Genomic DNA, 25,380 nt, shown 5'->3' on the forward strand with positions numbered 1-25,380 from the left:
GGCCGCGCCCGGAGGCCCTCGCCGGCGGGTAACGCCACCGAACGTGCACTCCCGCCCCCACCGGTGAGGGCGGGAGTGCGCGTTCGGTGGCGTTACCCGGGCGACGGGTGACGCGAGGGGAGGCAGCGACAAGGCAGCGACCGGGGGAGGCGAGGGGCGGCAGCGGGGGCGGACTCGCGCGGATTCAGGGGCGGCCGCCGGGCAATTTCGCATAAATTACACAGATGTAACGGCGTGTCGGCTGGAAATTACACGTCTGTAGTTACTCAGAAACCCTTCCGTGACTGATGTGACTGGTGTGAAACTCCTGCCTTGTGTGACCTTCCCCCACACAGGAGTAGAGATTTCCATGCGACCTCTTCAGGCCCGTCTCGTCACCCTCTGCCAGCAGGTGCTGGCCCTGGGCGTCGTCCTCGTCGTGCTCACCCCGGCCTCCGGCGTGGTGTCCCTCGACATCGTCGGCGAGCGCCCCGTCGACCGGTCCTCCGGCACGGCCGGGGGCCAGTCCGTCCCCGCCGAGCTGGTGTCGGCCACGGTGCCGACGTCGGCGGTCGAGCCGACCGTCACCGAGGTGCCGCTCACCGGTTCGTCCGGCGGGTTCGCCGGCCTGCGCGGTCGCACGGTCGCCGGCGGCGCCACCGCGGCCCGCGTGGTGAGCACGCCGCAGGCGGTCACCGACCTCTCCGCCGTCGGCGTCACCTGGGACGGCGGCGCGCAGCTCGAGGACGACCAGATCTCGCTGCGCGTGCGCACCCGCACCGGCGAGGAGTGGAGCGCCTGGCAGGACCTGGAGTACCACGACGAGCACGGTCCCGACCCCGACAGCGCCGAGGCGGCCTCCGCCCGACCGGGCACCGAGCCGACCTTCGTCGGCGACGTGGACGACGTGCAGGTCCAGGCGACCACCGACGGCGTCGCGCTGCCCGACGACCTCTCGCTGGCGATCGTGGACCCGGGCCAGGCCCGCGCGAGCGAGACCGAGGCGCCGGCCGACCGATCCTCCGGCGAGGACACCGACGGGTCCTACGACGCGGAGTACGACGCCGACGCCGGCGCCGACGGCTCGGACGACCTCGTGCTCCAGGCGGCTCGGGCGCGGACGGTGGCACAGCCGACGATCTTCTCGCGGGCCCAGTGGGGCGCGGACGAGAGCATCCGCAACAAGGGCTCCCTCCGCTACGGCACGATCAGCGGCGGCTTCGTCCACCACACCGTCAACGCGAACAACTACACCGAGGCCCAGGTCCCCGCCCTCATCCGCAGCATCTACGCCTACCACGTGAAGTCCCGCGGCTGGAGCGACATCGGCTACAACTTCCTCGTCGACCGCTTCGGTCGGATCTGGGAGGGCCGCTACGGCGGCATCGACAAGCCGGTCGTCGGCGCGCACACGCTCAACTACAACGACTACTCGTTCGCGATGTCGGCCATCGGCAACTTCGACGTGGTGCAGCCGCCGGACGTGATGCTGCGCGCCTACGGCCAGCTCTTCGCCTGGAAGCTGTCGCTGCACGGGGTGAACCCGGCCTCGACCAACCAGAGGATCGGCCGTGGCACCTTCCCGGCGATCAACGGCCACCGCGACGCGGGGTCCACGGCCTGCCCCGGCAGGTACCTCTACGCGCAGCTGCCGCTCATCCGGACGTACGCCACCCAGGCCGCTCCGGTCACGCCGACGGTGCAAGCGGTCGCGGTGTCCGCCCCGAACCCCCAGAACAACCTCGACGCGTCGCCCTACCCGGACCTCGTCGTGCGCCGCGCCTCCGACGGTCGGGGCCTCGTGCTCCCGACGGGCGGCCTGACGTCGTTCCAGGAGCGCATCGTGGTGGGCAAGCGCGGCTGGGACAAGCCGGCCGAGGTCCTGGTGTCACCCGACCTCACCGGCGACCAGCTGGCCGACCTGGTGACGCTCGACCGGTCGGGCGTCGCGCGGATCCGCGCCGGCAAGGGCAACGGCAAGTTCGGGAAGACCACCCGCAAGATGTCGCTGCGCCGGTACTCGCTGATCACGGCGGTCGGCGACATCGACGGCGACGGCCGCAACGACCTCGTGGCGCGGTTCAAGGGTCGCCTCACCACGCTGACGGCGACCGGCAGGGGCGGCTTCGACCGTGACGTGACCCGCAAGGGCTACGGCAACTACCGGCAGATCATCGGGCCGGGCGACGTCAACGGCGACGGCCGGGCCGACCTCCTGCTGCGCACCAAGAACCGGCTGTTCCTGCAGACCGGCTACGGCACCGGCAGGTTCGCCCCGCCGGTGCGGGTCGCCGGGTCGTGGAGCGGCGTCAACCGCATGGTGGCCGGTGACTTCAACGGCGACGGCCGCTCCGACATCGTCGCCCGCTCCTCCAGCGGCAAGATGATGCTCCTGCCCGGTCGCGGCGACGGCACGTACGGTGCGGCGCTGGGCCCGGCGACGAACCTGAAGTCGATGCGCTGGATCACCGGCGTCAACCTGGTGGGCGGGCCCGGTGCCGACCTCATCGGCGCCGCGGGCAAGCAGCTCGTCGTCGTCGCCAACCGCGACACGTTCGAGCTCGGCGCCCCGATCGACACAGGCGTCTCGTTCGCGGGGATGGACCGCATCCTCAACGCCGGCGACGTCACCCAGGACGGGTTCGGCGACGTGGTCACGCGGGACGGCTCCGGCCGGCTCTGGCTCTTCGCCGGCAACGGCACCGGCGCACTGGCGGCCGGCCGGGTGCTGGGCAGCGGCTGGGGCCCCGTCGAGGGACTCACGGCGGTCGGCGACGTCACCGGCGACGGCAAGCCCGACCTGGTCGGTACGCCGGCCGGTGGCAGGCTGACCGTCTGGACCGGCACCGGCAGCGGGTTCGGGGCCGGCGTCCCGGTCAAGGGCGGGCTCCCGCGCCCGGCCGGCCTGCCCTCCGACCTGTCCGCCTTCGACTGGGTGCTCGGGGTGCAGGCGATGACGCTCAAGGGTCCGGGCGACTACATCGTGCGTGACCGCGCGAGCGGCGTGGCCTACGTGTACGGCGGCCGCAAGGCCGGCGTCTCGAGCCCCCGCGTGCTCGGTGAGGGTCTGGGGGCCTTCGACCTGGCCGGGTGACCGGCGGACCGGGGCAGCAGGGACCGCGATCAGGCCCGCGCCGTCGCCCGCTCGGCGTCGTAGACGCCGTCGAGGCGGGCCGGGTCGGGGTTGCGGACGAGGACCAGCGAGCCACCTCGTGCGAGGGGCTCGGTGAAGGTGGCCATTCCTGGTGGGGAAGCCGGGTCGGCCACCGAGAGAAGACGGCCGCCGTCGGTGAGACCACTCCCGACGGCGGCCGTCAGGTCGTCGCCCAAGGGCGCGGCCGGCGCGAAGAGCTGGCGCTGGGTGAGCTCGTCGGTCGCGAGGTCGTCGGGGGTGGGCGGGTCCCACGCCGTGAAGCCGTCGGGCTGGGACCAGATCTCCACCCCGACGTCGTGCACGGCCGCGGGGAGCGGCTCGGCGAACCGCACGCCCAGCGGACGCAGGCTGCACGCGAGCACCGGCACGGAGCCGGCGCGGTCGGCCCACACCCCGAGCCCCTCCGGGCCGCACACCACCGCGTCCGGGTCGTCGCCGGACGTGACGCGCAGCCCGATCGTCCAGGCCGCCCCCAGGAACACCGGCGAGAGCCAGTGCGGGGGCAGGTCGACCCGCAGCGACATCCCGCGCTCGAGGTCGGCCACGTCCGTGAGCAGCCCGGACGCCTTGGCCACCCAGTTGGCGTACGTCGTCACCGACAGCTCGACCCGCTCGTCGGTGGCGTGGTCGTAGAAGGTGACCAGCGGTCGTCCGGGGTCGCGCCGCAGCTGGGCGGCGAGGACCTCGGCGAACGTCGTCACGTCAGGGTGTCGCTCAGAGGACGGCGGGCTCCGAGGAGTCCATGTAGGGGTAGTCCTCCATGAACGTGTCGAGCGCGGCGCCGCTGACCTCGGAGCAGTACTGCCACACGCCGACCTGCTTGGACGGGTCGGTCTCGCCGACACCGCCGATGGACCAGTGGGTGAAGGCCACGTGCTGGCCCTTGGGGAACGCCTTGCCGTCCTCGGAGGTCCACGGCACGGCCTTGAACTTGTCGCGGAGGTTGGTGGTGCTGTCCAGCTTGGAGGCGATGCCGCGCAGGTCGTCCATCTGCTCGGGGTCGTCGGCGACGGTCTCGTCGTACCAGAGGATCGTGTAGCCGTGCTCGAGGTTGTGCACGAGCTCGCCGAGGTCGGGCCGGTCGGAGGCCGTGTAGAGCTTGCGGTCGATGGTGTCCCACATGTTCCAGTGCGTGCCGAAGGCCGGCGGGGCGTCGGGGTAGCTCATCGGCGTGCCGACCTCGACGTGGTCCTGGTTGCCCTCCGCGGGCTTGGTGGTCACCTTCTCGCAGGCCGAGGCCTTGGCGCCGATGTCGGACAGCGAGTCCGAGGCGTAGGCACGCAGGTCGTACCAGTCCTTGATCGGCTTGAACGCGGCCGCTCCCACGATGAGCACGGCGACGAGGACGCACACGCCCACGATGGCCATGCCGCGCCGGTTCTCGCGGCGGGACTGCTGGGAGCGGATGGAGTCGATGACCGCCTGACGGTCGGTCTTTGCCTGCTTGGCCACGGTGCTCGGTGTCTCTCGGTCGACTGCTGGGTGGGACTGCGGTGGCAGAGTCTACGTAGTCCCGGGTGATCCGACCCACACCACGTCGCGTTCAGCGGGGCGATCCGTCGCGCTCCCAGTCCTCGAGGCTCCATCCGTGGGCGAAGCAGACGGCCGCCAGCGCGGTCCGGTCGGCAGCCCGCGGGAGCCGGTCGAGGGCCGCAGCGAGCTCGTCGGCGGGTGCGCGCGCACCGAAGGCCTCGCGGTCCGCGGGGTCCCCGGCCAGCGCGCGTACGACGGCCTCGCGGGCGCCCCAGCCGAAGAGGTCGCCGCCCTCGGGGCGCACGAGCGACGTGGCGCCGGGTCCGTCCTCGCCGGGCGGCAGCACGAGGTCGCCGCGTCCCCGCACGACCGCGACGGGCCGGGCGGACAGCTTGCCCTGGGCGAGCTCGGCCGCCCCCGCGATCTCGTCGGCCACGGCGGGCAGGGTGACGGTGAGCAGGTTGCCGTGCGGGTCGGTGCGGCCGGCGTGGTCCTCGGCGACGCGCAGGCCGGCGGCACCGATCGCGATGTCGGTCTGGCCCTCGCGCCACGCCCGGCCCGCGGTGTCGGTCACCACCACGCCGACGTTGCGCCCGGTGCGTGCCCGCACCTCGCGGCGCAGGCTGCGCGCGGACGCGTCGGGGTCGAGCGGGAGCAGCACGACCGACCCCGCCTCCACGTTGGAGGCGTCCACGCCGGCCGCCGCCACGGTCAGCCCCAGGCGGGTGCGGACGATGCGTGTCGCCCCCCGCCGGGCCACCACGCGCACCGTCTCCTCCTCGATCGCCGCGTCCCGGCTGCCCACCCGGGTGCGGCCCTCGGCCTTGCTGACGACCTTGCTCGTCACGCACAGGACGTCGCCGTCCGCGAGGGCCGTCGCGTCGGCGGACCCGTGCGCGAGCGCGGCCAGCACCAGTCCGGCCAGGTCGTCGCCGGCGGCGACCTCGGGGAGCCCGTCGGGCGCCCACACCTCGAGCCTCACGCCGGCGCGCCGGAGACGAGCGAGACGGCCGCGGCGGCCATGGCGGCGGTCGCGGCGCGGTCACGCATCATGAGCGGGACGGCCGCCGCGCGCACGCCGGCCTCCTCCAGCAGCGGCAGCTGGGCGGCGTCGCGCTCGTCGACCAGCCAGCCGTCGAGGACGCCGCCGGCGGCGCGGGCACCGAAGTGGGTGCCGACCGCGGCGGCGCTGACCTCCACGCCGATGCTCGTGAGCATCTGCGCCGCCATGCCGTGCACGTGGGAGGCGCCGACGATGGGGGAGAGGCCGACGACCGGAGCGGCCGTGGCGCGCAGCGCGTCGCGGACACCGGGCACGCCGAGGATCGTGCCGACGGACACCACCGGGTTCGACGGCGGCAGCACGACGAGGTCGGTGTCGGCGATCGCGTCCAGCACGCCCGGCGCGGGCGCAGCGGTGTCCTGCCCGACGACGAGCACCGCCTCGGCGGGCACGGCGGCGCGCAGGCGCACCCAGTACTCCTGGAAGTGCACGACCCGGCGACCGCTCGCGCTGTCGGGATCCGCGATGGCGACGTGCGTCTCGACCCGGTCGTCGGTCATCGGCAGCAGCCGCACCCGTCCGCCGTGGACGTCGGAGAGCCAGCGCCGGCACAGCGCCTGCGTGACCTGCGAGAGCGTGTAGCCGGCCTCGAGCATCTGCGTGCGGACCAGGTGGGTGGCGATGTCGCGGTCCCCCAGGCCGAACCACGTCGGCTCGACGCCGTAAGCCTCGAGCTCGGTGCGCGTGCTCCAGGTCTCGTCGCGGCGGCCCCAGCCACGCTCGACGTCGATGCCGTCGCCGAGGGTGTACATCACGGTGTCGAGGTCCGGGCACACCTTGAGGCCGTGGACCCACCAGTCGTCGGCGGTGTTGGCCACCACGGTCACCTCGGTCTCGGCCGAGCCGCCGGGCACGACGCCGGTGCGCAGCCCGTGGAGGAGTCCCTGGATGAACCTGGCGCCGCCGACACCGCCCGAGAGGACGGTCAGGCGGCGCAGCGAAGTCGCGGATGATGGCATAGGAACAGCCTGCCGGACGCAGAACGGCCATATCAGATCCGGGCTTGACTTGCAGTGTACGACAGGCATGTAATTCCCACAGTGTCGTTCAGTTCTGAAGACAGGGTCGAAAGGGCGTCAGCCATGAGAGCAGAACTGTTTCTTCTCGAGCCCGAGGGCGAGGAGTTCGGTTGGCAGGACCGCGCCTTGTGCGCGCAGACGGACCCCGAGGCGTTCTTCCCCGAGAAGGGCGGCTCCACCCGGGAGGCCAAGAAGGTCTGCCTGACGTGCGAGGTCCGCGACGACTGCCTGGAGTACGCACTGATGAACGACGAGCGCTTCGGCATCTGGGGCGGCCTGTCCGAGCGTGAGCGCCGCAAGCTGAAGAAGCGCGCCGTCTGAGGCCCTTCCGGCAGCTCTCCGGCGGTTTCAAGGAGCGCGGAGCGCCTCGCTAAGGTGCTCCGGTGACCGTCACAGCGCTTCTCGTCAGTCACGACGGGGCGCGATGGCTCCCAGCAGTCCTGACCGGTCTGATCGGGCAGACCCACCCGGTGGACCGTGTCGTGGTCGTCGACACCACGAGCCGCGACGACAGCGTCGACCTCGTCCGCGCCGCGCTCGGGCGCGCCGAGCTCGAGGCGCGCTCCGCGGTCGAGGTCGTCCCGGGCTCCACGAGCTACCCGGCAGCCGTGCGCCGTGGTCTGGACCTCGCCGCCGGCCTCCCGGGCTCCGAAGGCGACGCCGACGAGTGGATCTGGCTGCTCCACGACGACAGCAACCCCGAGCCCACCGCGCTGGCCGCCCTGCTGGCCGCGGCCGCCGAGCACCCGGACGCCGCGATCCTCGGCCCCAAGCTGCGCGAGTGGCCCTCGCTGCGCCGCCTGCTCGAGGTCGGCCTCACCATCACCGGCACCGGCCGGCGCGAGACCGGGCTCGAGCGAGGCGAGTACGACCAGGGCCAGCACGACGCGGTCCGCGAGGTGCTCGCCGTGAACACCGCCGGCATGCTCGTGCGCCGCCGGGTGCTGGAGTCGCTGGGCGGCCTCGACGAGGAGCTGCCGATCTTCGGCAACGACATCGACTTCGGCTGGCGTGCCGCGTTGGCCGGCCACCGCACGCTGGTCGTCCCGCAGGCCGTGGTCTTCCACGCCGAGGCGGCCCACCGCGGCGTGCGGCGCACGCCCCTCACGGGGCGCCACACGCACTACCAGGAGCGCCGCGCGGCGCTGTTCACCTCGCTCGCCAACGTGTCCACGCGCGGCTTCGCGTGGCAGTACGTCCGGCTGTTCGTCGGCTCGCTCCTGCGCGTCGTCGGCTTCCTCGCCGTCCGCTCCGCCGGCGAGGCGCTCGACGAGCTGGCCGCCGCCCTGTCGGTGCACGGCCGGCCCGGGCAGCTGCGCGCCGCCCGCCGCGAGCGCGCACGGCGGCGGACGGGCGAGCCGCAGCAGGAGGCCGCGCGCCGCCTGCTGGCGCCGGCCTGGCTGCCCTACCGGCACGGGCTGGACTTCGTCACCGACCTCGCCTCGGCCGCCACGAACCAGGCCGCCGACGTCGCCGAGCGGCGGCGGCTCGCGAGGGCCGCGGCCGCGGAGCCGGCACGGGTGCCGCCCGGGGAGCGGCGCGGCTCGTCCGCCTCGCGGGGTGAGGACGACGAGGAGGCCTACCTCACCGACACCGGCCTCGTGGCGCGGTTCTTCACCAACCCCGTGGCGGTGGTGCTGGTGCTCTTCGGGGTGCTCGCCCTCGTCGCGGGGCGGGAGGCCTTCGGCACGATCACCGGTGGCGCGCTCTCCCCGGTGCCGGAGTCGGCGGGGGACTGGTGGCGGCTGCACGTCACGACGTGGCACCCGCTCGGGACCGGCACCGACGTGCCGGCGCCCGCCTACGTGCTGCCGTTCGCGGTGGCCGCGTCGGTCCTGCTCGGCCACACCGGCGCGGTCGTCTCCGGCCTGATGCTGCTGGCCGTGCCGGTCGCCGCGTGGGGCGCGTGGCGCCTGCTCAAGGTCGTGGGCCGGCTCGTCGACCCGCTCGGCCTGCCCCGCTGGCTCGTGGTGTGGGGGGCGCTGAGCTACGCCCTCGTCCCGGTGACGTCCGGTGCCTGGGCGGAGGGGCGGTTCGGCACGGTGGCGGTCGCCGCGCTGCTGCCGTGGGCCGCGCACGCCGCGCTCGGCTTCGTCGACCCCGACAGCGACCGGCGCTGGCGCGCCGCCTGGCGCACGGCCCTCCTGCTCGCGCTCGGCGCCGCCTTCGTGCCCGGCTTCTGGCTCTTCGCGCTGCTCGCGACCGCCGTGGTGCTGGGCTCGGCCGCGCTGATCGCGCCGCGGCTGCTGCGCGAGCGCGACAGCTGGGGACCGCCGGTGGTCGCCGTCGCGGCCACGCCGGTGCTGCTCGCGCCGTGGCTGCTCCCGCTGCTGACCACCGGCTCGGCGTCCGGGCTGCTCCTCGAGGCCGGCCGGCTGACCGTCGACCAGGTCACCTTCGGCGGCCTGGTGACCGGCCGGCTCAACGACCTCGGCGCCCCCTGGTGGCTCGGGGCGGTGCTCGGCCTGCTGGCGTTCGCGGCCCTGGTCCCACGACGTACCCGCGTGCCGGTGCTGATCTGCTGGCTGGTGGCCCTGGCGGCCGCCGTCGTGTCCGGCGTGCTCTCCCACGTGCGCCTGGACCTGCCGTCGGTCTCCACGCGGCCGAGCCTCGGCCTGTTCGTGGTGATCCTCCAGGGCACGGCGGTCGTCGCGGTCGTGCTCGGCGCCGACGCCTACCTGCGCCGCCTCGCCGACCACCACCCCTGGTGGCAGCGGGGGTTCGCCACCGTCCTCGCCGTCGTCGCCGCGGCCGTGCCGGTCGGCGGCCTCGGCTGGTGGCTGACCACCCCCGACAACGCCATGGCCCGCGACGCCGAGCAGGCGGTGCCCGTCTACATGCAGCAGAGCTCGCTGCTGGGCCAGGAGCACGGCGTGCTCGTGCTCGAGGGCTCCGTCGACGACGGCATCGGCTACCGCATCCGGCGCGACGACGGCACGACGGTGGGAGAGGACGAGGTGCTCACCCTCGCCGACGAGGACACCGGGCTGACCGACGACGTGCGGGCGCTCGTGTCGTCGCCGACCCCCGCCGTCGTGGCCGCCCTGGGCGACCGGGGCGTGGAGTACGTCGTGCTCGGCTCCCCGGCGGACGGACGGGTCTCCGCGCTCCTCGATGCCACCGCCGGTCTCGAGCAGGCGAGCGCCGAGGACCGCAGCACCCGGGCGTGGCGCGTCGACCGGCCGCTCGACCCGGCTGCCGTCGACGGCTCGGGAGCGTGGTGGCGCACCGCCCTGCTGGTGGTCCAGGCTGCGGCACTCGTGGTCGCCCTGGTGCTCGCCGCGCCGACCGTGCGGCAGCGCAGGGAGGTGCGCCGCGATGCCTGATCCCAGCAGCACGCCGCCCGCGACGTCCCCCGTTGCCGGCAGCCGTCGGCGCGCCGCCGTGGCGACCAGCCGTCGCCCGTCGCCGCTGACGGTGCTGGCCCTGGTCATCCCGCTGCTCACCGTCGCCGCGCTCGCCCTGGTCCGACCTGCCGACGAGCCGCCCGCCGCCTACGCCCCCGCCGGTGCGGCGCTCGACCGGTCGACGGCGGTCTGCCCCGGCCGGCTGCCGGGTGCGGACGAGGTGCGGTTCGGCAGCGCCGCCCTCGCCACGGGCGAGCTCGCCCTGAGGGTCGGGCCGCAGGAGGCCACCCAGGCCATGACCGACGGCACCGCGGCGCGCCGGGAGCGCGAGGCGGTCGTGGCCGGCGCCACCGGTGACCTCGCCCCCGGGCTGGTCCTGTCGCGGTCCGGCGCCGGGTCCGCCGTCGTCTGCGAGCCGCCCGCGCCCGAGCGCTGGTTCACCGGGGTCGGCGCATCGGCCGAGCACGCCTCGACCCTGACGCTCGTGAACCCCGACCGAGGACCTGCCGTCGCCGACGTGACCGTGTGGGACGGCAGCGGTCCCGTCGACGTGCCGGCGCTGCGGGGCGTCCGGGTGCCGGGCAGCCGGTCGGCGTCCTTCGACCTCTCGGCCGTCGCCCCCAACCGTGACGCCCTCGCCGTCCGGGTGACGGTCTCGCGCGGGCGTCTGGCCTCCAGCGTCGTCGACGTCATCGACCCGGTCGGCCCCGGCCGGCCGGTGCGGGAGTGGCTGCCGGGGCAGGCCGCCCCCGCCTCGACGTCGTACGTCGCCGGGGTGGGCACGACGGCAGCCGACCGCGTGCTGACCCTGGCGAACCCCGGTGACAGCGAGGTGCGGGTCGCCCTCCGGCTCGTGAGCGAGGAGAGCGAGTTCACTCCCTCGGGCGTCGAGGAGGTGCCGCTGCCACCGGGGTCGGTCTCCGAGGTCGACCTCAGCGGCGTGCTGCGCGGTCGCACGCTGCGAGGCGTGCAGGCGCTGCGGCTCGAGGCCACCGGTGCGGTGACGGCGACCCTGCGCACCCGGACCGCCGCGGACCTCGCACTGGCGAGCGCCGGGACGACGGTCGGCACGGAGACCGCGGTCGCGCTTCCCGGCGGCGCGAAGCGGCTCGTCGTGACCGGTGCCGGCGCGCCCGGCGTGGTGACGCTGCAGGCGTGGGACGCGGACGGCCGTCCGGTCGTGCGCGAGCGGCGGGTCGAGGTCGACCCGGCCACCGCCTCACGGCTGCGGCTGCCCGACGAGGCCGTGCTGGCCCACGTCCGCCTCCAGCGCACCGGAGCCGTGGTGGCGCTGGAGGTCAGCGACCGGGGGCTGTCGGTGCTGCCGCTGTCGCAGCTCGAGACGACCAGCGAGGTCCCGGACGTCCGACCCGCCCAGCGCTAGTCGTCGTCGCCGTACCTCTCGTCGACCTGCCCCGGCGCGAGGTTGAGCAGCTCGGCGAGCTGCTCGACGACGACCGTGTGCACCATCGCCTCCAGCTCGTCACGCGTGCTGGCCCGGTGCTCGATGGGGCGGCGGAAGATCACCAGCCGGGTCGGTGCCTGGCCCTTGCCGCGCACCAGCGACGACAGCGGCACGGTCTCGTCGCCCCAGTCGTCGGGCAGCATCGGCGTGTCCTCGACGGCGTACTCGACCAGGCCGAGGTGGCGGTGCCAGCGCTCGTCCAGCGGGGTCACCACGTCGAGCACGAGCTGGTCGAAGCGCTGCCGCGCGGTCCGCAGCGCCGGGGTGCCCGGCACGGCGGGCAGCACTCCCGGCCCGCGCATGCCGCGGCCGCGCCGGTCCCGGGTCCGCGGCTTCACGTCGTCCACCCCGTCGCTCACGCCGCGAGCCTAAGCGTCGCGCGTGCGTACGGCAGGTAGCGTCGGGCCCGTGAGCCTTGCCCGTCGTTGTTCGCGGACGGCGTGTGGCCGTCCGGCGGTCAACACGCTGACCTACGTCTACGCCGACCAGACCGCCGTCCTCGGTCCGCTCGCGACGTACGCCGAGCCGCACGCCTACGACCTCTGCGAGCCGCACAGCGAGCGGCTGTCCGCGCCCCGCGGCTGGGAGGTGCTCCGGCTCGCCCCGGACCCGAAGGCGCAGGGACCCAGCAGCGACGACCTGCTGGCGCTGGCCGACGCCGTGCGCGAGGCGGCGCGGCCGGCCCCGGCCCCCGTGCCGCTGCACTCAGCCGACGACCCGACGCGGGGCGCCAAGCGCGGGCACCTGCGGGTCCTCACGCCCACCGACTGACGTACTCTTCGGCACGTGAACATCGACGAGCAGCTGCTGAGCATCATCGTCTGCCCGGCCTGCCACGGCACGCTGTCGGAGTCCTCGTCCGGGGGCGTCGAGGAGCTCGTCTGCCAGGGGTGCGGCAACGCCTACCCGGTCCGCGACGACATCCCGGTGCTGCTCGTCGACGAGGCCCGCAAGCCCGACTGAGACGGGGACGGTCGTGGCGACGTGGTTCGACGAGGCCCGGCTCGATGACGCCGGTGTGCTGGAGACGGTGGACCTCCGGCTGCGCACGCTCGCCGAGAGCGGCGCGCGCGTGCGGCGCGAGGCGCACGAGGCGGCCACCGCGACGGCCCAGCTGATCGCGGCCGGCCGCGACGGCGAGCGGCCGCGTGCGGTGATCGCCGCCGGCCCGGACTCCCGGCTGCTGCGGGCGGTGCTCGAGCCGTGGTGTCCCGTGCCGTTCGTCGCGTGGCCCAACCCCGGCCTGCCCGGCTGGGCCGGGTCGCTCGACCTGGTCGTGATGCTGGCGCCCGAGGGCAACGACCACGGCTCGGCGTCGGCCGTCGCCGAGGCCGTGCGCCGCGGCGCGCAGGTCGTCGTGGCGTGCCCCGAGCGCTCCTTGGTCGGCGAGCACGCCGCGGGCCGGCACGTGACGGTGCTGCCGACGGTGACCGGCGACCAGCTCGCGACCGCCGTGGTGATGCTGGACTACCTCGCCCACGTGCACCTCGGTCCCCGCGCCGACGCCGAGTCGGTCGCCGCCTCCCTCGACGACGTCGCCACCAGCTGCTCACCGCACCGGGACCTCTCGGTCAACCCGGCCAAGATGCTCGCGATCGCGATGGCCGACACGAACCCGCTGGTGTGGGGCGGGTCGGTGCTCGCGGCCCGGGCGGCCCGCCGCCTGGCCGAGTCGCTGCGACGCACGAGCGGCCGGTCCGCGATCGCCGGCGACGCCGAGCACCTCCTGCCCGTCATCGAGGCGACCAAGCCGCACGACCTCTTCGCCGACCCGTTCGCCGACGAGCCCGGCGACCTGCGACCGCTCCTCCTGGTCCTCGACGACCGCTCCGACGACCCCGTCGTGCGCGAGCAGGCGGGCCAGCTGCGGGCGGCGGCGGCGCGGCACGGCGTACGCGTGGAGACGCTCGAGACCGAGGCCGACGCCGAGGTGGCGCGCTACGCGTCGCTGCTGCTGACCGGGACCTATGCCGCGGAGTACCTGCGCATCGGGCTGGTCGAGGACTGACTGCCCGGGGCGCCGCGAGCAGCCCGCGGCGGACCCGGCCCCAGGGCGGCGGCCGGGTGCGTCCATGTCCACGGCGCGAGTGTCACGCCCGGCACGGACGCTCAGTCGCGCTGCGGCCCGGAGTGCACGTGCACGTGCAGGTGCTTGGAGTCCTGGTAGCGGCCGAGGTTGGTCAGCACGGCGGCCGCGCCGTGCTCCTCCTCGACCCGTCGGGCCACCCGCTGCACGACCTCGAGCAGCGCGCGCACGTCGGGCTCGTCCGCCGCGCCGACGGTGGTGAACGACGCGATGTGCCGCCGCGGCACCACCACGACGTGGACCCGCCAGAACGGCCGGGTGTGGTGGTAGGCGAGCACCAGCTCGTCCTCGTGCACGACCTCCAGCGGCACGGCCCGCGGGATCGCCACGTCGCAGTAGAAGTCGTTCCCGGCGTAGGTCGCTGCACTCACGGTGGCAGCCTCGCAGGGCGGCGGGCGGGTCGTCGGCCCCTATTCTCGGTGTCCCGGACGCACGTCCTCGGGATCCGTTCGCTCGAAGCGGGTGCCGGCGCGTGATCCTGGCGTGGGCTCGGCCGTGCGGTGGGTCGCTGCGCGAGGCGCTCGGCCGGCGGACGAGTGAGTGAGCGCCGGGCGGGGGTCGGTCGGAAAGGGGTCGATCGGGGAGGGGCGGCCGCGATCGGTGGCCGGTGGAGGTGCTACGGCGCGTGTCACGAGGCCCGGTCGCGCCGCGCGGACAAGCCGGTGGCCCCGCCGATGTCAGGTCGCCGGGGTGTGGGGCGGGGTCACGGTCGGTCGGGCGGCGGCGCCTCGGCGTCGGTGCGTGGGTCCAGTGGCCCGGTGCCGGTGTGGTCGCGCAGGTACCGATGGCCGTGGGGGCTGGTCCACTCGTAGACACCGTTGCCGGGCATGTCGTAGTGCCAGGCCGAGTGGGTCTTGAGCCGGTGGTGGCTGCGGCAGAGGGCGGTGAGGTTGTCGGTCTGCGTCGGCCCGGGCTGGGGTCGGCCCTCGGCCTCCGCGTCGGGGTCGTACGCCATGACGTGGTCGATGTCGCAGCTCCGAGCGGGCCGGCTGCAGTGCGGGAACACGCACGTCTGGTCGCGCAGGACCACCTGTTCGCGCAGTCGCGCGGGGATGTCGTAGCCGGGCGCGGCCAGGTGGGCATTGACGTCGACGACCGGGGCGATGGTGACCTTGGTGCGGGTGTCGGCGCACCAGTCCTGCACCTGCGCCAGCAGCACGAGTCGCTGGCGTTCCTCCAGACGGCCGGTGGTCTCGAACACCGTGTCGGTGCCGACGGTGGTGGCGTCGAAGTGGGCGTGCAGCACCACCTCACGCGCCACGGGCAGCCCGTCGGCGGTCTTCGTCGTGCCAGCGACCGCGGCGCCGTGGGCGAACAGGTCCAGCGCCGTCTGGGTGCGGGCGAGGTCACCGAGCGCTGCGGAGCGGCGGGCGTCGAGCGGCGCCTCGGACCCAAACCCCTTGAGCGTCTCGGCGCCGCGGGCGAGGGCGCGGTCCAGGTCGAGGGCGTCGGCGATGTCGAGCTCGGCCTCGAACCGCATCATCCCCGCGTAGTGCACGTCGTCTGAATGGAGCGTGGCGTGGCTGGGGTCGACGTGCAGGTACCCGTCCTCGGGGTCAGTCGAGGGGTCGACCGCGTCGAGGTCGTAGCGCTCGATGGTCTCGGCGACGAGCCGGTCGAGCTGCGCCGGCCCGATCCTGCTGGCGACGGCAGCGACCTGGGAGTCGACGTAGGCGGCGGCCTCGGGAGTCAGAGCCGGCGTGGTGTGGATCGTCGCCTCGGCGACCGCACGCGCCCGCCAGGCCGGAACGCGGCCGGACTGCACCTGAGCCCACAGCCGGGGAAGGCGGTGGCGCAGCTCGAGGGCGTGGCCGACGAGCCGCTTCGCCGCCGTGGTGGACGTGCCGAGGGATGCGCCGAGCTCGGCGATGCTGAACTCGGCGACCATCGGGCAGCCCTCGCCGGCGATCGGGATCTCGAGCTCGCGGCCCCACCGACCGTCGTCAGAGAACGTCGCTGCGTGGTGGATCGACTCGGGCGGGTGGAGGTCCGCCCACTGCGCCGCGAGGTCGAGCTGCCGGGCGGTGGTGTCGTTCTCGACGTCGCGGGCGTGGCGGATCGAGGCGAGCAGGCCGGCGGCTGGGAGGCCGTCTGCGCCGGTCTCGGGGGTCCGCTCCAACGACTCGATCATGTGTTCGATTCTATGCGGGCGCACCGACGGTCGGGTAGGGCTGTGGACGGTTGCCGGCCTACGAGTTCCACCGCGGAAACGCCAGGAGCGCCTGGGGGTCGGCTGGCACGCTGTCGTACGCGGACTGCCCGCACGTGATCACCCCAGCCGCGGTGGTCGGCGCCGAGGTCGCCGCCGTCGGTGCGCGGCCGGGCGCATCGTCGTCGTCGGCATGGGCACGGGGCCGGGGTGCGGCCGTCGCCGATAGGCTGCGGTTCGACCCGACCGACGACCCGAAGGACCGACCATGGCTGGCGGACTGTTCGCCCTCCTCGACGACGTCGCCGCGCTCGCGCGCATCGCCGCAGCCGGCGTGGACGACGTGGGCGCGGCCGCCGCGCGGGCGAGCGCCAAGGCCGCGGGTGTGGTGGTCGACGACACCGCCGTCACCCCGCAGTACCTCCAGGGGTCGGCCGCGGCGCGCGAGCTGCCGATCATCAAGAAGATCGCCATCGGCTCGCTGCGCAACAAGCTGCTCTTCATCCTGCCCGCGGCGGTGCTGCTCGGGCAGTTCCTGCCCGAGCTGCTGCCGGTGATCCTGATCTTCGGAGGCGCCTTCCTCGCCTACGAGGGCGCCCACAAGGTCCACGAGAAGCTCTTCCACCACACCACCGAGGCCGAGGAGGAGGTGTCGCCGGAGGGCGAGTTCACGCCCGAGCACGAGGCGCGCACCATCGCCCAGGCCGTCCGCACCGACTTCATCCTCAGCGCCGAGATCATGGTCATCGCGCTCAAGGAGGTCGTCGGCTCGGATCCCGACGCCACCATCTGGATGCGCGCGCTCATCCTGGCCGTCGTCGCGGTCCTCATCACGGTCCTCGTCTACGGCGTGGTCGCGCTCATCGTGAAGATGGACGACGTCGGCCTGCACCTCGCCGAGAAGCCGTCCCGGGGCTCGCAGCGCCTGGGACTCGCCCTCGTCACGGCGATGCCGCGCCTGCTGGCCGCGATCTCGTTCATCGGCACGCTGGCCATGCTGTGGGTGGGCGGGCACATCTTCCTCGTCAGCCTCTACGAGATCGGCGGCCACGACGGCCTCCTCGAAGGGACGGGCATCGGCGACGTCCTGCACGCGCCGTACGACCTCCTGCACCACTGGGAGGAGGACGTGCACCACGCCGTCGGCGGGGCGCTCGGCTCCCTGCTCGGCTGGCTGCTCAACACCGTGGTCTCCGGGCTCGTCGGACTCGTCGTCGGCGCCATCGTCCTGGCGGTCCTGCGGGCCTTCGGCGTCGGCGGCGGCCACGGGGACGAGCACGGGAAGCACCACGCCGAGCAGCACGCCGCGGGGCACGTCGCCGGGGACGCTGACGGGGGCTCGCCGGAGTCGTCGGAGGGGCACGCGGGAGGACCTCCCGGAGAGGCTGCCGAGGATTCCCCGAATCGCTGAGAACGGTCCTACTCTCTTCTGGTCCGCGCGGGAGATCCCGACGATGCACAGATGTGCGGCGCAGACGCTCCTCCTCGACACCAGGAGACACCCATGGACTTCAAGGTCGCCGACCTGAGCCTGGCCGAGTACGGCCGCAAGGAGATCGAGCTCGCCGAGCACGAGATGCCCGGACTGATGGCCATGCGCGAGCGCTACGGCGCGGAGCAGCCGCTCCGCGGCGCCCGCGTCGCCGGCTCGCTGCACATGACGATCCAGACCGCCGTCCTCATCGAGACGCTCGTCGCGCTCGGCGCCGACGTGCGCTGGGCCACCTGCAACATCTTCTCCACCCAGGACCACGCCGCCGCGGCCGTCGTCGTCGGCCCGCCCGCCAACGGCGGCACCGTCGACGCCCCCGCCGGCACGTCGGTCTTCGCCTGGAAGGGCGAGACCCTCGCCGAGTACTGGGACGAGGCCGAGAAGGTGTTCGCCTTCACCGACGCCGACGGCAACCCGGTCGGTCCGAACATGCTCCTCGACGACGGCGGTGACATCACCCTCCTCGTCCACAAGGGCGTCGAGTTCGAGAAGGCGGGCGTGGTCCCGCCGCAGGACTCCACCGACAACGAGGAGTACAAGGAGGTCCTCCGGGTCCTCGCGCGCTCCTTCGCCGCCGACCCGCAGCGCTGGACCCGCATCGCCGCCGACATCAAGGGCGTCACCGAGGAGACCACCACCGGCGTCCACCGCCTCTACGAGCGGTTCAAGGACGGCTCGCTGCTCTTCCCGGCGATCAACGTCAACGACTCGGTCACCAAGTCCAAGTTCGACAACAAGTACGGCTGCCGCCACTCCCTCGTCGACGGCATCAACCGCGCCACCGACGTCATGATCGGCGGCAAGGTCGCGGTGGTGTGCGGCTACGGCGACGTCGGCAAGGGGTCCGCGGAGTCGCTGCGCGGCCAGGGTGCTCGCGTCATCGTCACCGAGATCGACCCGATCTGCGCGCTGCAGGCGGCGATGGACGGCTACGAGGTGCGCCGCCTGGAGTCCGTGGTCGACACCGCCGACATCTTCATCACCACCACGGGCAACTTCGACATCATCAAGGTCGAGCACTTCCAGCGGATGAAGAACCAGGCCATCGTCGGCAACATCGGCCACTTCGACAACGAGATCGACATGGCCGGCCTGGCGAGGATCCCCGGCATCGTCAAGGACGAGATCAAGCCGCAGGTCCACCAGTGGATCTTCCCCGGCGAGGACGGCGCACCCGGCAAGAAGATCATCGTGCTGTCCGAGGGCCGCCTGCTCAACCTGGGCAACGCCACCGGTCACCCGTCGTTCGTCATGTCGAACTCCTTCACCAACCAGGTGCTGGCACAGGTCGACCTCTTCACCAACCGCGACGCCTACGAGATGGGTGTGCACGTGCTGCCCAAGCACCTCGACGAGGAGGTCGCCCGGCTGCACCTCGACGCCCTGGGCGTGGAGCTGACCGAGCTCACCAAGGAGCAGGCCGAGTACATCGGCGTCTCCGTCGAGGGCCCGTACAAGCCGGAGCACTACCGCTACTGAGCCGGGACGGGCCTCCCCGTCACGGGCAGGTCGGTCGTGGCGCCACCCTAGACTGGCGCCATGACCGACCTTGCCGAGCCCGCGCGTGGCAGCGTGCTCGTCGTCGACGACGACGCCTCCCTGGCGGAGATGCTGTCGATCGTCCTGCGCCAGGAGGGTTTCGACAGCCGCATTGTGGGCCGCGGTGACGTCGCGCTCCACGCCTTCCGCGACTACAAGCCCGACCTCGTGCTGCTCGACCTGATGCTCCCCGGCAAGGACGGCATCGACGTGTGCAAGGAGATCCGCGCCGAGTCGGGCGTGCCGATCGTGATGCTCACCGCCAAGGGCGACACCGTCGACGTGGTCGTCGGGCTGGAGTCGGGGGCCGACGACTACATCGTCAAGCCCTTCAAGCCCAAGGAGCTCATCGCCCGCATCCGCGCCCGCGTGCGGCGCAACGACGTCACCCCCGACGAGGGCCTGACGATCGGCGACGTGTCCATCGACGTGGCGGGGCACTCGGTGACCCGCGACGGCCGCCCGATCAACCTCACGCCCCTCGAGTTCGACCTGCTGGTGTGCCTGGCCCGCAAGCCGTGGCAGGTGTTCACCCGCGAGGTGCTGCTCGAGCAGGTGTGGGGCTACCGCCACAGCGCCGACACGCGCCTGGTCAACGTGCACGTGCAGCGGCTGCGGTCGAAGGTCGAGCACGACCCGGAGAACCCCGAGGTCGTCGTGACGGTGCGCGGCGTGGGCTACAAGGCCGGCAAGTCCTAGGAGCGAGCGGTGAGCATGCTCGACCGGCTGCCGGCGGTGCTGCGCCACGGCCCCGCCTTCTGGCGGCGCTCGGTGCAGGCGCGCGTCGTGGTGAGCACGCTGCTGCTCTCGGCCGCGGTCGTCGGTGTCGTCGGCTGGTTCCTGATCCAGCAGACGCGCGACGGCCTGCTCGCCAACCGCGTGGACGCCGTCGTGGCCGAGGCCGAGGGGGAGACCGCCGCGGCACGTGAGGCGCTCGCCGCCACCCCGGGCATCGACGTCGACGAGTCGGCGCAGCAGGAGGCCCTGGTGGAGCCGATCCAGGCGCGGGGGGCCACCCGCGGCTTCGCCGTCGTCCTGTCCCCGCCGGTCGGCGAGGGCCTCCGCCTGGCCGAGGGCGGCGCGAAGTTCACCGAGGGCCTCGACCTCGCGAGCGTCCCCGAGACGCTCGAGGAGCGCTTCGACTCGGCCTCGTCCACGGCCTGGACCTACACCGACATCCGCACCACCCAGGAGGTGCCGGGGCTGCCCGAGGGACCGGGCATCGTCGTCGGCAGCCAGGTGCGGCTCCCGGCCGACGACAACACCTACACCCTCTACTACCTCTACCCGCTGGCCGAGCAGCAGGAGACCCTCGCGCTCGTGTCCCGCGCCATGCTTGTCGCCGGGGTCCCGCTCCTGCTGCTCGTCGCCTGCCTGACCTGGCTGGTCACCCGGCAGGTCGTGACGCCGATCCGGATGGCGCGGCGGGTCGCCGAGCGGCTCGCCGCCGGGCAGCTGCACGAGCGGCTGCGCGTGCGCGGCGAGGACGACCTCGCCCGCCTCGCGACGTCGTTCAACCAGATGGCCTCCAACCTGCAGCGGCAGATCCGTCAGCTCGAGGAGCTCAGCCGGCTCCAGCGGCGGTTCGTCTCCGACGTCTCCCACGAGCTGCGGACACCGATCACCACCGTGCGGATGGCGAGCGACGTCATCCACGACGCCAAGCCGTTCCTCGACCCGGTGACCGGACGTGCCGCCGAGCTGCTGCAGAAGGAGCTCGACCGCTTCGAGACGCTGCTCGCCGACCTGCTCGAGATCAGCCGGTTCGACGCCGGCGCCGCCGTGCTCGAGGCCGAGGACGTCGACCTCGTCGACGTCGCCCGCCGCGTGGTCGACATGACGTCGGTGCTCGCCGCGCAGCGCGAGACCCGCGTCGTCCTGCACGACCCCGGCAGGCCGTGCGTGGCCGAGGCCGACGTACGCCGCGTCGAGCGCATCGTGCGCAACCTGGTCACCAACGCGATCGACCACGCGGAGAGCCGCGACGTCGAGATCTTCGTCGGCTCCGACCGGCAGTCGGCCGCGATCGCGGTGCGCGACCACGGCATCGGGCTCGGCCCGGGGGAGTCCGCCATGGTGTTCAACAGGTTCTGGCGCGCCGACCCCGCCCGCGCGCGCACCAGCGGCGGCACCGGGCTGGGCCTGTCGATCTCCCTCGAGGACACGCATTTGCACGGAGGCTGGCTGCAGGCGTGGGGACGCCCCGGCGAGGGCGCCCAGTTCCGGCTCACGCTGCCCCGCCAGCTCGGCTCCCAGCTGCGCCACTCACCGCTGCCGCTGGTGCCCCACGACGCCCGGGAGACCGCATGAGACGAGCCCGAGCCCGAGCCCGAGCACGGGCGACGCGGGTGCTGACGGCCGCGGCCGCCTCCGTGCTGCTGGCCGGCTGCGTGCAGATGCCGACGTCGGGCCCGGTGGTGGAGTCCGAGGTGACCACCGGCGCCGACGACGTGCCCGGCATCTCGTTCAACCCCCGTCCACCGCAGGAGGGCCAGGCCGCGGCAGACATCGTCAAGGGGTTCTTCGACGCGATGAGGGCCACGCCGGTCCGCACCAGCGTGGCGCGCCAGTTCCTCTCCCGCGAGGCCGCCGAGGCGTGGGTGCCCGAGCGGCAGATCATCACCTACGCCGAGTCCGCCGAGCCCACGGCCGGCACGTCGGTGCGGGTCCGGCTCAGCGACGTCAAGCGCTACGACGCCCGCGGGGCGTGGCAGCGCACCCAGCCGAGCGCCGACCTGTCGCTGCGCCTGGTCGAGGAGGACGGCGAGTGGCGCATCGACGAGGTGCCGGACGCCCTGATCGTGCCGGACTCGTGGTTCGACGACTGGTACGAGCCGGCCTCGCTCTACTACTTCGACCCGGCCACCGAGGTGCTGGTCCCCGAGCCGGTGTTCGCGCCGCGCGGCGACCAGTTCGCCTCCTCGCTCGTGCGGGGCCTGCTCGCCACGCTGCCCGAGGACCTGCAGGACGTCGCCCGCAGCTACTTCCCGCCCGGCACCACCCACGGGCTCTCCGTGCCGATCAACTCCGGCATCGCGGAGGTCTCGCTCTCGGGCGACCCGGACGCGGTCGACGAGGTGACCGCCCAGCGCATGCTGGCCCAGCTGGTGTGGACGCTGCGGCAGGAGCCGCGCATCAACGCCGTGCAGCTCACGATCGGCGGGCGGGTGATCAGCTTCCAGGGCGGGTCCACGCAGGTCGACCTCGGCGGCGTCGGCAGCGCGTACGACCCCAACGGCGAGGCCACGAGCACCGAGCTGTACGCCCTGGCTGACGGGCTCGTCGTCGCCGGCTCGATGGCCGGCTTCGAGGAGACCCTCGGGCCCCTCGGGCAGGACGACTACGGCCTGCGCTCCATCGGCGTCGACCTCGCGGGCTCCCGCGTCGCGGGGGTGTCCGCCGACGGGTCGCGACTCGTCGTGGCTCCCGCCGAGGCGCCCACGGGAGAGGTCACGCCTGTCGTCGTCGGCGCGGCCGACCTGGCGGCACCGAGGTGGGACCACCGTGACCGCATCTGGGTCCTCGACCGCAACGCGGGCCGGGCCCGGGTCGTCCTGGTGGTCGACGGGTCCGCGGTCGAGGTCGACGTCCCCGGCCTCAGCGGCCGCCGGGTCACCCAGCTGCTGGTGTCCCGCGACGGCACCCGGCTGCTCGGGGTGCGTCGGGGGCGGAAGGCCGACCAGGTCGTCTCCGTCCGCGTGCGCCAGGACGAGGCCGGGGTGGTCGTGGGGTTCACGCCGGTCCGCAGGCTGCCGCTCCCGGTCGAGGGCAACGGGCGCATTCGCGACGTCGGCTGGCGCTCGCCGACGACCGTCTCGGTGCTGAGCGACATCAACGAGGAGCTCTCCCTGGTCCGGACGCTGTCCGTGGACGGCGCCCCGGGCGAGGTCTCCACCGACGGCACCGTCCGGCTCCGCGGCTCCAACCGGGTGCTGGTGTCCACCCCCGCCGACGCGGAGTCCTACGCCCTCGCCGGGCGTTCGGTGACCAGCCTGACCCGTCCCGAGCGGACGGTGTCGGACCTGCCCGACGGCCTCACGTCGCTCACCTACGTCGGCTGAGCCGGCGGTCCTCCCCAGCCGCGCGGCGGGCGGTTGCCGCGGCAGCCGACGGCTGCTGGCATGGGTGGGTGCTCGACGCGGCGCTCGACCTCTTCCTCGGTAGCCGCTGCGTGGGGTGCGAGCACCCCGGCCGGATGCTGTGCCGTCCCTGCCGGGCCGCCCTGGCGCCGACCGCGCGGGTCGCCTGGCCCACCCCCGTGCCACCGGGACTGGTGACGCCGTGGGTCGCGCACACCTACGACGGCGCGGTCCGCGCGCTCGTGGTGGGACACAAGGACCGCGGGCAGTGGAGCCACCGGCGGGTGCTGGGCGGGCTGCTGGCCGAGGCGGTCCGCGGCGCCGTGGGGGAGCTGGACCCGACCGTGCCGCTCCTGCTGGTGCCCGTCCCGTCGCGCCCCGGCGCAGGACGCCAGCGCGGCTACGAGGCCACCGCAGCGCTGGTGCGGCACGCGGCGGCACTCCTGCGGGTCGAGCGCGCCGCGGCGGTGGCGCCGCTGCTCGTCTCGCGCGGAGCGGCGGACCAGGCGGGGCTCGACGCCGCCGGCCGGGCCGCCAACGTGACCGGGTCCATGCACTGTCCCGCGCCGGTGCTCGCCCGGGTCGGCCGCCGCCACCGGGAGGCGTACGTCGTGGTGTGCGACGACGTGCTGACGACGGGCGCCACGGCCCGCGAGGCGCAGCGGGCGCTCGAGGCGGTGGGGCTCCGGCCGGTTGCTGTCGCCGCCGTGGCGGCGACCCCCAGGCGGGTCGGCCCGAGGGGTGGGCCCGCGGTTGGTTCGGGGCGGTGGAGGGGCTAGCGTCTCTTCATGGAGTCCGCCCGGGTCCGTGGTTGCGTCACGGAGAGGGCTGTGCGCGGCACCGTCAGGTGCGGCGACGAGTCCCACCCGTGGCTAGCCGATGCCAGTCGCAGGCGAAACGGTCCACGTAAGTCCCCGGGCGCCGGGCTGCCCAGCAGCCCAGCGGCCGCGGGACGATCACGGTGCGGCTTAGAAGTAAGTCCTGCCCCGTCGCCGGCACCAGATGTGCCGGATGCCGGGAGAAGGCCAGTAGTGACGGAGAAGTTGCGAACGCTTCAGCAGGCGGTTGTGGGGTCGAAGACCAGGTCGGCCGGGCGGGCTCCATCCCACCCTGCCCCGGCGGGTGTGCCGCCGCGGCGAATGGAGGGGTGCGGCCCGTTCGCTAGTTGAGGAGGTTCACATGGAGGTTGTGGTCACGGGACGGCACTGCGAGGTGTCCGACCGGTTCCGCGAGCACGTGTCCGACAAGCTCACCCGTCTGGAGAAGCACGACCACCGCATCATGCGGGTCCAGGTCGAGGTGGAGCTCGAGAAGAACCCCCGCCAGCACGACCGGTCGACCAAGGTCGAGCTCACCGCCTTCTCCAAGGGGCCGGTGATCCGCGCCGAGGCCGCCGCCGAGGACAAGATGGGCGCCCTCGACCTCGCGCTCGACAAGATGCAGGCCCAGATGCGCCGCGCCGCCGACCGGCGGCGGGTGCACAAGGGACGCAACGCGCACGTGTCCGTCGGCGAGGCGCTGGCCGGCATGCCGCAGCTCGAGGACCCGGTGGAGGACGACGGCGTCGTGGAGCGCAAGGTCGGCCCCATCACCGTGACGGGTGACGGTCCGCTGGTCGTGCGGGAGAAGTCCCACAGCGCGGTCCCGATGACCCTCGACCAGGCGCTCTACGAGATGGAGCTCGTGGGCCACGACTTCTACCTGTTCGTCGACAAGGAGAGCGAGCGTCCCTCGGTGGTCTACCGCCGGCGCGGCTACGACTACGGCGTGATCTCCCTCGACGTCGGCTGAGCGCCGCGGCGGTGCTCCGGTCACGCGCGCATGACATGATGCGCGCGTGACCGAGGCAACAGGCACCGACGCCGCTCGTGCAGGCTCCGAACCCGTCCGCGTGCTCGTGGTCGACGACCAGGAGCTGTTCCGCCGCGGCCTGATCATGCTGCTCGGCGGCGACACCGACATCGAGGTGGTCGGCGAGGCGGCCGACGGCGTCACGGCCACCGAGCTCGCCGTCACGACCGCGCCCGACGTCGTGCTGCTCGACGTCCGCATGCCCCGCCGCACCGGCGTCGAGGCGTGCCGCGCGATCAAGGAGGCCGTCCCGGCCACCAAGATCATCATGCTCACCGTCTCCGACGAGGAGGCCGACCTCTACGAGTCGGTGAAGAACGGCGCCTCGGGCTACCTGCTCAAGGACTCCTCCATCGAGGAGGTCGCCCAGGCCGTCCGCGTCGTCAACGAGGGGCAGTCGCTGATCAGCCCGTCCATGGCGGTGAAGCTCATCGACGAGTTCAAGCAGATGTCGAAGCCCGAGCGCGAGCAGGGCCCGGCGCTCCGCCTGACCGAGCGCGAGCTCGAGGTGCTGCGCCTGGTGGCCAAGGGCCTCAACAACCGCGAGGTCGCCAAGGAGCTCTTCATCTCCGAGAACACGGTGAAGAACCACGTCCGCAACATCCTGGAGAAGCTGCAGCTGCACTCGCGCATGGAGGCCGTCATGTACGCCATGCGCGAGAAGCTGCTCGACCTGCCCTGACG

At 73.6% G+C, this 25,380-nt stretch carries 22 protein-coding genes; 15 read left to right on the forward strand and 7 right to left on the reverse strand.

All coding sequences use genetic code 11. The annotated features are described in order from the left end of the window. Positions 1–349: 349 nt before the first annotated feature. Positions 350–3,073 carry an FG-GAP-like repeat-containing protein gene (locus J3P32_RS13080; protein WP_210440240.1) on the forward strand — a complete coding sequence of 908 codons (2,724 nt, stop codon included), beginning with the start codon at positions 350–352 and terminating at the stop codon, positions 3,071–3,073. 29 nt (positions 3,074–3,102) lie between these two features. Here J3P32_RS13080 and J3P32_RS13085 read toward each other — a convergent pair whose 3' ends face one another. The 4 genes from J3P32_RS13085 to cofD form a co-directional block, all read right to left on the reverse strand. Beyond that, the gene (locus J3P32_RS13085) at positions 3,103–3,834 is read right to left on the reverse strand and encodes a TIGR03089 family protein (RefSeq protein WP_210440241.1); all 732 of its coding nucleotides are present in this window, start codon (positions 3,832–3,834) and stop codon (positions 3,103–3,105) included. Positions 3,835–3,847: 13 nt separating this feature from the next. Then, positions 3,848–4,585: a DUF3105 domain-containing protein gene (locus J3P32_RS17910; RefSeq protein ID WP_210440242.1), complete on the reverse strand. Its 738-nt coding sequence runs from the start codon at positions 4,583–4,585 to the stop codon at positions 3,848–3,850. A 91-nt stretch (positions 4,586–4,676) separates the two neighbouring features. After that, on the reverse strand, positions 4,677–5,588 hold the full coding sequence (gene cofE / locus J3P32_RS13095; protein ID WP_210440243.1) for a coenzyme F420-0:L-glutamate ligase: 912 nt from the start codon (positions 5,586–5,588) through the stop codon (positions 4,677–4,679). Beyond that, positions 5,585–6,628 carry a 2-phospho-L-lactate transferase gene (gene cofD, locus J3P32_RS13100; protein ID WP_210440244.1) on the reverse strand — a complete coding sequence of 348 codons (1,044 nt, stop codon included), beginning with the start codon at positions 6,626–6,628 and terminating at the stop codon, positions 5,585–5,587. Before cofD ends, cofE begins: the two co-directional genes overlap by 4 nt. Before the next feature lie 123 nt (positions 6,629–6,751). Here cofD and J3P32_RS13105 point away from each other — a divergent pair, with 123 nt between their 5' ends. The 3 genes from J3P32_RS13105 (at position 6,752) to J3P32_RS13115 (ending at position 11,419) form a co-directional block, all read left to right on the forward strand. Then, the gene (locus J3P32_RS13105; protein WP_056605988.1) at positions 6,752–7,009 is read left to right on the forward strand and encodes a WhiB family transcriptional regulator; all 258 of its coding nucleotides are present in this window, start codon (positions 6,752–6,754) and stop codon (positions 7,007–7,009) included. A 62-nt stretch (positions 7,010–7,071) separates the two neighbouring features. Further along, a complete protein-coding gene (locus J3P32_RS13110) occupies positions 7,072–10,014 on the forward strand; it encodes a glycosyltransferase (RefSeq protein WP_210440245.1) in 2,943 nt (980 codons plus the stop codon). Beyond that, entirely contained in the window at positions 10,007–11,419 is a 1,413-nt protein-coding gene (locus J3P32_RS13115) for a DUF5719 family protein (RefSeq protein ID WP_210440246.1), read from the forward strand. Before J3P32_RS13110 ends, J3P32_RS13115 begins: the two co-directional genes overlap by 8 nt. On the opposite strand, the gene J3P32_RS13120 is transcribed toward J3P32_RS13115, so the two are convergent. Further along, positions 11,416–11,859, reverse strand: coding sequence for a metallopeptidase family protein (locus tag J3P32_RS13120; RefSeq protein WP_307861688.1), 444 nt, complete (start codon positions 11,857–11,859; stop codon positions 11,416–11,418). The genes J3P32_RS13115 and J3P32_RS13120 overlap by 4 nt on opposite strands. Before the next feature lie 49 nt (positions 11,860–11,908). Here J3P32_RS13120 and J3P32_RS13125 point away from each other — a divergent pair, with 49 nt between their 5' ends. The 3 genes from J3P32_RS13125 to J3P32_RS13135 are packed head-to-tail and all read left to right on the forward strand — an operon-like array spanning position 11,909 to position 13,508. Continuing rightward, the gene (locus J3P32_RS13125; RefSeq protein ID WP_210440247.1) at positions 11,909–12,271 is read left to right on the forward strand and encodes a DUF3499 domain-containing protein; all 363 of its coding nucleotides are present in this window, start codon (positions 11,909–11,911) and stop codon (positions 12,269–12,271) included. 15 nt (positions 12,272–12,286) lie between these two features. Beyond that, the gene (locus tag J3P32_RS13130) at positions 12,287–12,463 is read left to right on the forward strand and encodes a Trm112 family protein (protein ID WP_307807981.1); all 177 of its coding nucleotides are present in this window, start codon (positions 12,287–12,289) and stop codon (positions 12,461–12,463) included. A gap of 13 nt (positions 12,464–12,476) precedes the next feature. Continuing rightward, complete coding sequence (locus J3P32_RS13135) at positions 12,477–13,508, forward strand: SIS domain-containing protein (protein ID WP_210440248.1); 1,032 nt, start codon at positions 12,477–12,479, stop codon at positions 13,506–13,508. A gap of 101 nt (positions 13,509–13,609) precedes the next feature. On the opposite strand, the gene J3P32_RS13140 is transcribed toward J3P32_RS13135, so the two are convergent. After that, positions 13,610–13,957, reverse strand: a complete 348-nt coding sequence (locus tag J3P32_RS13140) for an HIT domain-containing protein (RefSeq protein WP_210440249.1) — start codon at positions 13,955–13,957, stop codon at positions 13,610–13,612. Between the two features lie 332 nt (positions 13,958–14,289). After that, positions 14,290–15,717: an HNH endonuclease signature motif containing protein gene (locus tag J3P32_RS13145; RefSeq protein WP_210440250.1), complete on the reverse strand. Its 1,428-nt coding sequence runs from the start codon at positions 15,715–15,717 to the stop codon at positions 14,290–14,292. A gap of 286 nt (positions 15,718–16,003) precedes the next feature. On the opposite strand from J3P32_RS13145, the gene J3P32_RS13150 reads away from it, so the two are divergent. From J3P32_RS13150 to J3P32_RS18540, 8 genes are all read left to right on the forward strand, one after another. Continuing rightward, positions 16,004–17,146, forward strand: a complete 1,143-nt coding sequence (locus J3P32_RS13150) for a DUF808 domain-containing protein (protein ID WP_210440251.1) — start codon at positions 16,004–16,006, stop codon at positions 17,144–17,146. Between the two features lie 93 nt (positions 17,147–17,239). Next, the gene (gene ahcY / locus J3P32_RS13155) at positions 17,240–18,706 is read left to right on the forward strand and encodes an adenosylhomocysteinase (RefSeq protein ID WP_210440252.1); all 1,467 of its coding nucleotides are present in this window, start codon (positions 17,240–17,242) and stop codon (positions 18,704–18,706) included. Between the two features lie 60 nt (positions 18,707–18,766). Beyond that, entirely contained in the window at positions 18,767–19,465 is a 699-nt protein-coding gene (gene mtrA / locus J3P32_RS13160) for an MtrAB system response regulator MtrA (protein ID WP_210440253.1), read from the forward strand. A gap of 15 nt (positions 19,466–19,480) precedes the next feature. Beyond that, complete coding sequence (mtrB, locus tag J3P32_RS13165) at positions 19,481–21,076, forward strand: MtrAB system histidine kinase MtrB (RefSeq protein WP_210440804.1); 1,596 nt, start codon at positions 19,481–19,483, stop codon at positions 21,074–21,076. Then, complete coding sequence (locus tag J3P32_RS13170; RefSeq protein WP_210440254.1) at positions 21,073–22,827, forward strand: LpqB family beta-propeller domain-containing protein; 1,755 nt, start codon at positions 21,073–21,075, stop codon at positions 22,825–22,827. Before mtrB ends, J3P32_RS13170 begins: the two co-directional genes overlap by 4 nt. A 68-nt stretch (positions 22,828–22,895) precedes the next feature. Beyond that, positions 22,896–23,624, forward strand: a complete 729-nt coding sequence (locus tag J3P32_RS13175) for a ComF family protein (protein ID WP_210440255.1) — start codon at positions 22,896–22,898, stop codon at positions 23,622–23,624. A 400-nt stretch (positions 23,625–24,024) separates the two neighbouring features. Continuing rightward, entirely contained in the window at positions 24,025–24,636 is a 612-nt protein-coding gene (hpf, locus tag J3P32_RS13180; RefSeq protein WP_210440256.1) for a ribosome hibernation-promoting factor, HPF/YfiA family, read from the forward strand. A gap of 46 nt (positions 24,637–24,682) precedes the next feature. Then, complete coding sequence (locus J3P32_RS18540) at positions 24,683–25,378, forward strand: response regulator transcription factor (RefSeq protein ID WP_307861689.1); 696 nt, start codon at positions 24,683–24,685, stop codon at positions 25,376–25,378. The last annotated feature ends 2 nt before the right edge of the window (positions 25,379–25,380 follow it).

This window comes from Nocardioides xinjiangensis (assembly GCF_017916385.1).
Taxonomy (GTDB): domain Bacteria; phylum Actinomycetota; class Actinomycetes; order Propionibacteriales; family Nocardioidaceae; genus Nocardioides; species Nocardioides xinjiangensis.